Genomic DNA, 11,901 nt, shown 5'->3' on the forward strand with positions numbered 1-11,901 from the left:
TTGAATGTTCTCGATTTAGAACCACTAAACCGTCAAACATTCGCCTTGTCTAGATGGCACACAGACCGCTGCAAAAATGTACAACAAAGGTCAACAGGCCCTAGCAAGGCGAGGAGTGGAAGATAGTCGCGTTAGCTTCTGGCGATTAATGCGAGAAGCTAATGTGATTTTACGATTTCATGACTGCAATAGTTTGCTTAATCAAACTGTCTAATTCTGTGATGTCTTGAACGATTTCGCTTAAATCGTCTTGCTTGGCTTTGTTTTCAATAGACGATGCCTTTTCCCGAATGGCATCGGCACCTACATCGCCCGACACACCTTTCATAGCATGAATGTTGAATCTAACGGCTTCAACATCTAATGCGGTCGCTGCACTTTGAAGTGCTTGTTGTTTTTGTTCTATTTGCGCGAGGAACATTTCAACAATACGGTTCAATAACCCCTCATTTCCACCCAACCTGCTTATTGCAGCATCGCGGTTCCATAATTGTTCTCGAGTGGGCGTATCGTTTGGGTTAGATGTGTCCATATGTGCCACCGTAATTGAAGCGTTAAGCCAGTGTACAATAAATGTTCTAAACAAAAAACAGCAAGTTCAGCCGCTTAGCATACAACGGTTCATAAACCGGCAAAACCTAGACGAAAGACTAATATTTTTTTACGTATCTCAGGCGATGAAACTTTTGTTAACCCGGTGCTATGTCTTATAGCGCTACGCTGGCCCGCGTGGGTGGCGATGAGTTTGCCTGCTTACTTACTGAAATTGGTTCGGGTTACAGTGCAGACAGTATTGCTATGGCGTTTTTAAAGGCGGGTAGAGAGCCCATTAATATAGACTATAAGGCCCATCAACTTAGCTGCGCTCAAAGCTCTTGGGTGTCACTTAGGGCAGGGTTATTTTATGTGTCGTCCCATGGCGATGGCGGATTTTTTCACAAAGTTCATCGATGATTGCCAAGTTGCGTAAGGTTCACTGGACGCTGAGTAGAGTGCTAATCGATAGTCTCTTCTTTATAACCTTGTCGTTCAAACCATACTTACTTAGAAGCAAACTAGCTGACTTTTCGATACAAATTTGGATGTAAGGTGGTAGACTTGCGTAAAACGTTGTTATTACTTTGATATTGTAAAAGCAGAAACAACGCAAGCGAGAATGGTCACCTTGATGTAGTAACAATAAATGTACCCGATGAATCAAAAAGAAATAAAACCCTACGCAGAGTGTAACGTACTTATTGTGGACGATGAGCCGATGAGTCGTATGCTGCTTGAATCCATTCTAGAGTCGGTGTTTACCTGTGCTACAGTCGAGTCGGGAGAAGAAGCCATATCTTACTGCGAGGCAAGCCTTCCTGACCTAGTCCTGCTTGACATGAACATGCCAGATATTGATGGTTTAGATGTTTGCACAGCCTTGAAGGCCTCGCCTGAAACGAATCATATCCCTGTGATTTTCGTTACATCTACAATGGATATTGAGAGTGAAAATGCGTGCTGGGAAGTAGGGGCGTCAGACTTTGTCATGAAACCGGTTAACGCTTCTACGTTAACGCATCGCATCAAAACACATCTGCAAAATAAGCTTCGCACCGAATTCCTTGAAATTATGACATTTCACGATCAGCTAACGGGCTTGTACAATCGAATGTATTTAACCAAGGAAATTCCGTTACTCATTAAGCAAGTTGCGAGAGACAAAGGTACAGTTGGAGCAATAATGATCGATATCGATTACTTTAAGCTTTTCAACGATACGTACGGGCATCTTGAAGGCGATATTTGCCTTCAAAAAGTGGCACAAATCATATCGGATACGGTAAAACGGCCGAAAGATGCCGTTATTCGCTTTGGCGGCGAAGAGTTTTTAGTCGTTCTCCCCTATATCGACCATCAGGGCACAAAGTTAGTTGCACATCAGCTTGTTGAGGCTGTTGCCGATGCAAGAATTCCACATGGTAAAGGGATAGAAAACCGCGTATCAATAAGTGCAGGCTTTGCAGTTTGGAAAGCTACGGATGTGGTTGAAGACGATGTAGCGGCGCTTATAGAAGACGCTGACGTTTCACTATTTGAAGCAAAAGAACTAGGGCGAAACCAAGCCAAAGGCTGAGGCCACCGTCCAATATCCCGTCATAAAAATAGAATTTCTAGCCTATTGTTTAATATCTCGTATTCAAATTCCAAGCTATCATTATAAATGCGGGGGGCCGCTGTGCATGAATTGAGCAAGGCGGCAAGAATTTTGTGGTCTTTACGCTTGGGTAGCGAACCATGGTTTATTTTGACGAACAATCGAGTTTGAATGTGAAACTGGAACACCAGTTGAAGGCATCGCTAACCAGTTTGGTGCAGCGAGGCTGCGATTCGTTTGGCGTGTTTCAAGGTTTACTTTTACAGCTGGACGAAGAGACAATTAATGTATTGGTTAAAGCTTCGTCGGCGTATGCACCCAACTTTAAGTCGGTCCCTTCTTTCTCTACCTGTGTACCTGTAGACAACTGTTTCCCTGTGAACAGCGCTAAGTGTTCTACTGCATTTAAACAATGGTTTTCTACTTATTTTAATGCCGAAAAATACATCCGAGGCCGTGTTCATACCCTAGATGGAAACCAAGTGTGCTTGGTCTTTATTAATGCGTGCCCGGAACAGCCGGTTAACCTCGACAAGCTGTCGCTGTTAGACGATTGCCTGAGCGTGATATTGGATAAGTTTCATCTCGAAAAAGCAGAGACCAATCAAAACACGTTGTACGAAAAGTTACAAAGTGTAGCGAACATAGGCACATGGGAAGTTGATTTGACCACTAATGCACTTAGCTGGTCTTCACAAACTCGGCGTATTCACGAAGTCTCAGAGGACTTTGAACCCACATTAGAAACAGCTATCAACTTCTATAAAGAGGGGTTTGATAGGGATGAGATTAACCGCATTGTCTCCCACGCGGTGGCTACGGGTGAACCGTGGAGTGCAACGCTTGAACTTGTCTCCGCCAAAGGTAATTCGGTTTGGATAGAAACCCACGGCATGGCTGAGATGAAGCACGGAAAGTGTGTTCGTTTGTTTGGAACTTGCCAAAACGTTAACAAGTCGGTGCAACTTAGACTCGAATTGGAAGAGAGAAGAAGAGAAGCCGAAGCTGCGTCTAAAGAACGTGGCATATTGTTATCTCGTATAAGCCACGAGTTAAAGACGCCGCTCAATGGCATAACCGGCATGTTGCAGGCGATTAAGTTCGAAAATAAAGAAAATGTACGAATGCGCAAAGCGGATGTGGCGCTTCATAGCGCAGACCGTTTATTGTCTCTTATAAACGATGTTTTGGATTACACCTCCATCATTAACGGCGAATTCTCACTAAAATATAGCGACTTTTGTGCACGTTCGTTAATTGAAGATATCCTGGATGTATTTAAAACAAAATGCGTAGAGAAAGGCGTAAGGCTTTACGCAGTGCTGTCTTTTGACGAAAACACTTATGTTCACGGAGATGCCGCCCGAATCAGTCAAGTCATTACAAATTTACTATCGAACGCGGTTAAATTTACGCCGAAAGGGTATATTTCGGTGCAAGTTACGTTAAAGCATCAAGGCGATGTGCCTATCTTACTTGCGTCAATTGAAGACACTGGGGTGGGCATGAGTGATGAAATATTGTCACGTATTTTTAGACCATTTCAAAACGATACCGCCAGTGCCTCTGAAGAGTTAAATGGAAACGGTTTAGGGTTGTCTATCGTCAATCAACTTGTTGGCAAAATGGATGGCGAGCTTGAAGTGCGGTCAAGCGCAGGGAAAGGCTCCTGTTTCGATATTGCTATACCTGTAGAAATGGCAGTTTTAAATAAAGAAAAGCAGAGTGACGTTGTCCTCTCTTCAGACCTGCTTAGCATTCCTCTTAACGTTTTGGTTGTTGATGACAACGATATAAACCGTTTCGTGCTCGCATCCATGCTAGAGAAGTTTAATTACCTTCCAGATGAAGCCGAAAATGGCGAAGTGGCCGTTCAAATGGCCCGAGCTAAAAAATACGACATTATATTTATGGATTGCGCTATGCCAGTGCTCGATGGGGTAAGTGCGACTAAGATTATTGTTCAAGAAAACTTATTGCCTAAGCACGGCCGCATTGTGGCTGTAACGGCAAATACTACACCTGAAGATAAGACTGATTGTAGCAATGCGGGCATGGCCGATTTTCTTGCCAAGCCCGTGGTACAAAATGACGTTACCCTTCAGGTGCGCCATGCACTAAAGGCCAAATCAGTGACAGCGTAGAGGTTAATGTGTGTTTATTCCGCTGAAGGGGGCGTATCTTTTACGGTTTCCCAATGCGTTACAATATAGTCTGTAACCTGCGAGCCGACATTATAGGCGGCTTCTATAGCGGCTCCCATTGCTGCATATCCATCGCCAGAACTCTCTAACTTTAAGTTCTCCGCAGCGCTCAACGATGGTGGCTGCATGGTAAAATTGCTCGCTGTTCTAAGAATAAGTAAGCGGTCTTTGTTGACTACCCCTGCATTGTCCAAGTAGCTCAAGCTTTGAAGTGTTGCTGAGTCTTCCATGCCCGAGGTAACAAAATTTCCTTTGCCCTGCGTCCAGTATGCTACCCAATCGTTTGCCCACGCATTTAGTTTTTCGCCATGCCAAAAGGTAGAAGCAGATAAATGCGCACCCATCGACACATTTGGAAGTGCTTTAGCACTAGCTGAGTTGGTGTACTTTGCTCTCAGTGCATCCATCGCTTCGTTGTTTAAAAGCTTGGTGTCTTTTGTCAACGAATAGGCCCACTTTGCTAACGGTAAGTTCAGCGCGTACACCTCGCCATTTGGGCTGTTGTTTACGTCTACAGCGTCAGCGTTTTCAAAGGGCGCATGAGTGAAGAGGGGGAAATAACCCGTACTCCACTGAGACGGAATTTCTCTAGCGTCAATTTGATGTGCTAGGTCGCCATCGACTACATAATCGGTCCAAATTGCACTTCCAATGGTGTTATCCGCTGGGTCGACTCCCGCGATCCCAGCGACCAACCAATAGGCTTGGGATAAATCAAAGCGAGGATCAAGACCTAGTGCCATTATTGCTGCTGAAGCGCGCGCAATGCCCATTCCCGTAACCATACCGATTACACCTGTATCAGGATTGGCGTAAATATCGTGAAAGCCATGAGGCAAAGGGTATTGGGTTGTGAGTTTCTGGCGAGCCTTCCACAATTGAAATTCACCAGGCGCGTCGCCTTCGTCGTTGCCAATTTCGAACATACTTACTACAACAACCTTCACTTTCATTGGCGGATTAGCGTCATTGGCTTTAACATTGGCAGAATAACTACTGCTACAGAAACCCAAAAAGATAGCCAAAATAAGCAAAGCGTTGAAAAAGGCAGACCGTTTTTGTTTAAGCAGTGGATAAAAAGAAAGATGCATTTAGTACTCCTAAAAAAGAGCCCAGCATAATCAAACTGGGCTTCTTATCGAAAAAACTTACAGGCCTGAGAGCGTGTGTCGAACGTTCAATCTACACATGAAGCACGACCACGCTCAAAGAGTATGCGAACTTAGAATGAGTAAGTAAATTTAGCATTCCAGTGACGCGGTAGTTCAGGTAGTACAATTTGACTACCAAATAGATCAGGGAAGTTAGAGCGGAAATAACGCTCGTCAGTTAAGTTTTTAACGGTTAAGTTCAACGACCAATCTTCTGCCTGATATGACAAGCCAGCATTGACTAACGTGTAGGCTGGAAGTGTCACTGCAGCTGAGTAGCCAGACGCGACCTCATCCACATCCACAATACTCACGTTGGCAGCATAACCATTTTGGAAGTCATAGGTTGCTGTCAGCGTGTAAATATTTTCAGGAATACCGGCCTTTCGACCGTCAGAGTTTGTTTCTCCTTCACCAACAAGGTTAAGACCTACTACGTTCCCGCCAAAAATTAACGAAGGATCATCAAGAGCAACTAAATCGTCAGCACCTAAGAATCCAAATTGGTTTCCATTGGCAAGTGCAGTTAAGTTAATAACTTCTATATTTGTATAGCCAGCAGAAACAACAAGGTTCTCATTGACTACCCAACGAAGTTCAAATTCGGTGCCTTCGTTATTGGTTGTGTTGTTGGTAACCGTATTCTGAGTATTGAAGTCGGTACGCTCTTGCTCAAAGAATGAAAGGGCAAAATAGAGTGTATCGTCAACGAGAGAACCTTTAATACCGTATTCCATCAGCTCAGACGTGTCGAATGCACCACCACCACCAGGTTGATTGAGTTGGCCAACACCAATCTCGGCGCCCTGGCCTGCAACAAGGGTAGCTTGCTCTGCTGCAGTGATATAAGGAATAAGGCCAAATTCAAATTCATATGAAATACTAGCGTTCCAAGACCATCCATCTACGGTTTCTTCAGCATAAACTGGTGTTTCATCTCCAGTAGCACCCAGAAGTAAATCCGTGCGCGATGTGCTTTCAATATCAATAGTGTCGTATCGTAAACCTAGTACTAAGTTTAAACCCCAGTCCCAAGTTAAATCGGTCATTGCAGCAATGCCTAAGTCTAAGTAATTACCTACGTCATAGTTGTCGTAGTTTTTACCCGAGCGGGTAGACAAAAGGCGGCGATCGAGCGCTGAAGACGGCATGGTTAGGTCGCGACGATTAAAGAACTCGTAAGTGAAGTCATCGCCGTGCTCAAAGTCGGTATAGCGCACAGATGGAGAAAATTGAAATTGCGCTAATAGTCCGTCGTTCTCATATTCTGTCGCAAAAATTAGTTTGTCTTCTATAACCCAGCTGTCATGGAATTGTGAGAAGCCATAAGCATTTTCGTTTATGTTGTCGTATGCATCATAGAAAAGCTGGTTGCGAATTTCCCAATTATCCGTGTAGTAAATGGTGTCGAAGTAGAGCGTTATGGCTTCGTTACCAAGTTGGTCATCAGGTGCTACCAAAGTTTGGCTACCACTTAAGGTCGTAGTACCTGGGTTTTGTAATGCCATTAGAGGATCGAAAAAGTCGCCTGTAACCGAATCTAATGGGACAGCTGGCGTGAAAATAAACGGTGAAATCAAGTCGGCGACTTCAGCATATTCTTCGTGACTGATTTGACCGTCGCCGTCCGTATCTAATGGTTGAGCCGTACCTGTAATATAGGTTCCGTCGTCAACTAACTCCTGAGTTAATCGGTTCCAGCCGGCCACTTGGTTACCATCGTAGTCGTGGTACATACCACCAAATTCGAAACGAAGGTTATCGGTAATATCGATATTAAATGATGCTTGAAGTACGGTTTGATCAGTCTGGGTATTGTCGTAGTAACTGTCAGAGTTTTCTAGCTCACCGTATATGTAATAGCCCATTTCTTTACCGGCAACACTAGTCGGTCCGCCAACTTCTGCGGTTAAAATGCTCTTGTTCCACGACCCCGTTGTGTAAGACAACGCGCCTGTTGGTGCATCTAAATACTGCCCCGATGACGCACGGGCAGACTTGGGACTAAAGTTCAGATAACCACCAATTTTTGATGGGCCGTAAATAGGTGATGCCGGACCACGAACGATGTCGATTCGGCTGGACGCGCCAATAGGCGTAGGGTAGTTACCTGGGTTGTCTAAGCGCTTAACACCGCGGAAGTAAGTTTCCCCGGGCGTGCCCCGCACATCCAGAGAGCCTGCAACACCGAAGAACGACTGTGTGAATGTACCTGGTGCGAACGCGACGAGTTCATCAATGTCTGAAACGTTGAAGCGCTCCATTTGCTCTTGAGAAATCGTGGACGCTGAGCGAGGCGTTTCGAGAATAGATTTGCCAAAGCCAAAAACTGACTCAACGTCTTGGCCAGGAAGGCTCCCAAGGGATCCTGTTACCTGAATTTTTTCAACATCTTTTTCTTTAACCTCTGTCTCTTCTTGAGCAAAAGCTTGCGACGATAGCGCGACCGCGGTAGTCATTGCAAAAGCTTTTGCTAGAGGAGATAAATTGAATGTAGTGTTTTTCATGGTTTCCTCGTTATTTTTAGTTGCCCCTTTTTAGGGCTCTTTTCACGCATTTTTATATGCGTTTTGTTATTGGCAAGAGAGTTAGCAGGATGAGTGCCAACTACTTGTCCAGTTGGTCAACTTTTAACCTTCTCTTAAGTTGCTGAATTATAGGGATAAAAATATATAATGTTGTTCTTATATTGTTATTTTTATGTAAATAAACTCAATCGCATAAATGCATGCACTTATAAGGTGATTTTTAGCGAGCTTTTGCACTAAAAAGAGCAGAGGTTACGCCCGGTTGCCCGTCTATACTTAAAATGGATGTCGAGTGAGCTGAGTGCTTAACAACCTCATGGTTTACAACGGCTTTTTCATTGAGTGCTTTCGGCGCCCTACGGTTACCTTCTGGCTTTGGGTTGTGAATAAGCTCGTAAGCAGGGGTGTCCTGAGCAACGCCAGTGCTGCTTTCAATTTTTTGTGCACTAGCGTGTGGGGAAGCAAGGGGCTTTTTTCCAGGTAAGGTTAAATCAAGGATGACGGCGGTAAGGCCGGCCGAGGTTACTGGGGAAAGTAAGATATTTTCAAGCCATGAAGGCAATTCAGAAAGGGCTTCTGGTACCATCATTACACCAATCGCCATACCTAGCGCACACGCTGTCACCAAACTACTGCGCCTATCAAGCGCGTAGCTGGCTAATAGCTTTAAACCGCCCACGGCCACCATGGCAAACATAACCAGAGTAGCACCGCCAAGAACTGGCTTGGGAATAGCCTGCAGCACACCACCTACAATGGGGAAGAACCCAATAGCAACGAATAGCGCTGCAACAAAAAAGCCGACCTTACGGCTGGCGATGCCGGTTAATTGGATAACCCCGTTATTCTGGCCAAATGTAGTATTTGGAAAGGTGTTGAACATGCCAGCAAGTAACGAATTAACGCCGTCGCCCAAAATCCCGCCTTTCACTCTTGCAAGATAAATCGGACCGCTCACAGGCTGCTTGCAGAAAAGACTATTTGCGGTTAAGTCGCCGGCCGTTTCTATTGCACTAAACAAATAGATGAGCGCGATAGGTAAAAAGAGAGTGATATCAAATGCAATGCCAAAGGCAAAAGGGGTGGGGATCGCTACGACGGAAAGCGAAGCAAGGCCGCTGAAATCTAATCCTTTTGTAATGCCAACATAAGTTGCGCCAATCGCCATACCAATAAAGATGGCGCTTAAACGCAGCCAATGATTTGTTGAGGCGTTCAAGAAAACAATGATGAGCAACACGCCTAGGCCGACGGCTAAGTTTTCTGTGCTGGCGAAGTCAGCGGCGTGAAAGCCTCCCGCAAGATCAGTCATGCCTACGTTTATCAAGCTTAGCCCAATAGCAGTTATTACAATTCCTGTAGTTAATGGTGTAATGATACGTTTGAGCTTATGTACAAATAGACTAAACACCACTTCGACCATGGCACCCGCCATAGTTAATCCAAACAACAAAGACAAGACATCTTCGGATGTTCCTCCATCCGCCTTGACCTGATTTCCTGCCAGTATCAATGCGCTAATAAACGCAAAACTGGTACCTTGGATGGCTACCAATCCACTGCCTACCGGGCCTATACGCTTTGTTTGAATTGCCGTGCCTAAGCCGCTTACAAACAAGGCCATACTGATAAGATAAGGCGTATATTCAGTAAGGCGCAGTGTTGATGTAACGATAAGAGTCGGGGTAATGACACCGACAAAGCTTGCAAGTAAATGTTGAAATGCCGCGGTAAGTGAAGGAAGAAATGCCGGACTATCATGTAAATCGTAAAGTAGTTCGCTGTGATTTGAAGACATGGTTATTTCCTTGTTATTTCCTTGTTATTTCCTTCATTGGCGCAGACCGAGGCGGCAAACTCGCAGATGAAATCACTGTAGCGTTCCACGTTGCTGTTAAGAGGATGTACTTTGCTGTTTGCAGAAGGTATTTGGTTAGCGCTTTCCGCTACTAAGGCTAAAAACTGTGTTAGATCTCGGTTTAGCTCAGTAAGTAGTTGCTCTTTTTTCTCGCCTTGTAAAAAGCTGTACTTGATACTGTTTTGACTTAATGTAACTAGCTCACTCCAGCTTAGATTGAACTGGGTAAATGCCAGGTAATATTCATCTGTGAGTGTGGCATCCCACATCCCTCGGTCGTCGGTTGAAAGTGCAGTGGGTACACCGGTTCTCAAAAGTTGAGGAAAGGGATGAGCGCTCAAATCATCAATGTATTCTAACTTTAGGTTTGAAATTAAATTGGTTTCAATCAAATAGCGGTTATGGCGCATGAGCAAATACGTTGAAGGATCTTTTAGCAGATTAATGCCATGGCCTATTCGCTCTGCGCCTAACAATAAGGTGTCGCGAATATTGGTATCTGCATGCTCAGACTCACCTGCATGGAAGGAGAGGCGAATAGCTGGATATTGAGCTCTAAGTCTCGTTATGGGCGCTAAAAAGCGCGTGGGTTGACCTCGGGGATCATCCTCCCTGCCAACCAAATTTATCCCTACATACCATTTTCTATTGGCGTCTACGAATTTGAAGATCCAGTCTAGTTGAGCTTCAATGTTGTCAGTAAAACGAACCAAGGCATATTGAAAACGAACGGTGACACCAGTAGCTTTTGCTGGTTCGCTATCGAGCATGTCTGTAATAACTTTAAGTGCTTCAGCAGGGGGAAAGCGGCTCCCATCTGCGCGATCCATAAACCTAACGTTCATTTGCGTTTCTAAATAGCGCACATTTTCTTGTTGATACAGCTGCATGTTTCTAAGCAGAACCTGCGCTGTAATATAGGGGTTTTGAGTAAGCTCGCTTAAACGCTGCCAGTGAAACTCAAAAAACTCCTCTCGACCTTCTTCTGGCTTATCAAGTTCAACACTATGGATAAACGCTTCTTGCTCTTTGTTACTTAGGGCATTCAGCGCTTTATATTGCTCTTGCTCACATTTCGTTAGTTTAGAGTGGGTAGTGTTAGAAATAGTATGAAACAACGGCGCCGAGTCACACTCGCTATGATTTATCTTAGTGAAGTACTGATAGCCGCCGTTTAGCGCTTGATTAGTTGCTAGCTCATACCACCATTTGCCGTACGCCGAGCCTGATAAGTGATGGTGCAAGTCACCGCCTTTTGGAAACTGTTTAAGTAGTTGATAGGTCTGTGAGTCGGTCAATGACTGTGTATATTGCTTAAACCAACTGTTTGCGTCTTCTTCAGTAGGAAAGGGGCTTGCGGCGGAATAAAGACCAACAAAGGATAAAGACAAAATGAACAGGGTTCGTACAACAAATGACATGAGCAATTTTTCTTAGCAATAGTTGCTCTATGGTTGCAAGATATTGACCAGTTGGTCTGCTTAGTAATGTGTTTTTAAGTTGTTGTTTTAAAGTGTTTTTTATGTGGATTTGGGTCAGGAGCAAATAATTAGGCAATTCGTAAGCCCCATTTTGGTGCCTAAACAAAAAAATGCGCTAAATTAGCGCATTTTTTCAGAGCAGTGCGAACGGTCGTTTTATAGGACTACGCTTTCATCTAACGTCACAAAAATTGAGTGGCGTACTTCATTGTACATTGCGCGGGAACAATGGCCTTCGCCTTCTGTGTCTTCTAGCAATAGTACGTCACCTGCTCCAAACACGTGGCGTTCACCGTTAGACACCGTAAATTCAGCACGCCCTTTAATAATGAAAAGGAGTTGTCGCGCCGGCGCTGGATGCCACTTAAAATCATAATCTGCAGGCGTTTCGCGAAAAATTATTTTATCGGCTCCAAATTTTTCTGAAAGCATGCCGATAGGACCGCCGTCTTTTAGCGCAATCTCCACTTCGCCAAAGTGACTTTTGCCTGCTTCATCGTTGTAAATCCTTGTTATTTTCATTATTAACCCTTCATTGAAACTTT

Annotated in this window: 9 protein-coding genes; 3 read left to right on the forward strand and 6 right to left on the reverse strand. The window is 44.4% G+C overall.

Annotated features, from left to right (window positions below):
* Nucleotides 1-169 precede the first annotated feature (169 nt).
* Nucleotides 170-532 (reverse strand): Hpt domain-containing protein, encoded by a 363-nt coding sequence (locus tag F0261_RS12365; protein WP_171338095.1) that lies wholly within the window; start codon nt 530-532, stop codon nt 170-172.
* Between the two features lie 170 nt (nt 533-702).
* Between F0261_RS12365 and F0261_RS12370 the strand changes: the two genes are divergently transcribed.
* The 3 genes from F0261_RS12370 to F0261_RS12380 all read left to right on the forward strand — a co-directional run bounded on the left by F0261_RS12370 (nt 703) and on the right by F0261_RS12380 (nt 4,278).
* On the forward strand, nt 703-954 hold the full coding sequence (locus F0261_RS12370) for a hypothetical protein (RefSeq protein ID WP_171338094.1): 252 nt from the start codon (nt 703-705) through the stop codon (nt 952-954).
* 238 nt (nt 955-1,192) lie between these two features.
* Nucleotides 1,193-2,113 (forward strand): diguanylate cyclase, encoded by a 921-nt coding sequence (locus F0261_RS12375; RefSeq protein ID WP_171338096.1) that lies wholly within the window; start codon nt 1,193-1,195, stop codon nt 2,111-2,113.
* Between the two features lie 161 nt (nt 2,114-2,274).
* Nucleotides 2,275-4,278 (forward strand): ATP-binding protein, encoded by a 2,004-nt coding sequence (locus F0261_RS12380; RefSeq protein WP_171338097.1) that lies wholly within the window; start codon nt 2,275-2,277, stop codon nt 4,276-4,278.
* A gap of 14 nt (nt 4,279-4,292) precedes the next feature.
* On the opposite strand, the gene F0261_RS12385 is transcribed toward F0261_RS12380, so the two are convergent.
* From F0261_RS12385 to F0261_RS12405, 5 genes are all read right to left on the reverse strand, one after another.
* Nucleotides 4,293-5,429: a purine nucleoside permease gene (locus F0261_RS12385; protein WP_171338098.1), complete on the reverse strand. Its 1,137-nt coding sequence runs from the start codon at nt 5,427-5,429 to the stop codon at nt 4,293-4,295.
* A gap of 131 nt (nt 5,430-5,560) precedes the next feature.
* Nucleotides 5,561-7,996, reverse strand: coding sequence for a TonB-dependent siderophore receptor (locus F0261_RS12390; RefSeq protein ID WP_171338099.1), 2,436 nt, complete (start codon nt 7,994-7,996; stop codon nt 5,561-5,563).
* A 241-nt stretch (nt 7,997-8,237) separates the two neighbouring features.
* On the reverse strand, nt 8,238-9,815 hold the full coding sequence (locus F0261_RS12395) for a uracil-xanthine permease family protein (RefSeq protein WP_171338100.1): 1,578 nt from the start codon (nt 9,813-9,815) through the stop codon (nt 8,238-8,240).
* A gap of 2 nt (nt 9,816-9,817) precedes the next feature.
* Nucleotides 9,818-11,296 (reverse strand): adenosine deaminase, encoded by a 1,479-nt coding sequence (locus F0261_RS12400; protein ID WP_171338101.1) that lies wholly within the window; start codon nt 11,294-11,296, stop codon nt 9,818-9,820.
* A gap of 216 nt (nt 11,297-11,512) precedes the next feature.
* Nucleotides 11,513-11,878 (reverse strand): AraC family ligand binding domain-containing protein, encoded by a 366-nt coding sequence (locus F0261_RS12405; RefSeq protein WP_171338102.1) that lies wholly within the window; start codon nt 11,876-11,878, stop codon nt 11,513-11,515.
* Between the last annotated feature and the right edge of the window lie 23 nt (nt 11,879-11,901).

It is taken from the genome of Alteromonas sp. 07-89-2 (assembly GCF_013113925.1).
Lineage (GTDB): Bacteria > Pseudomonadota > Gammaproteobacteria > Enterobacterales > Alteromonadaceae > Alteromonas > Alteromonas macleodii.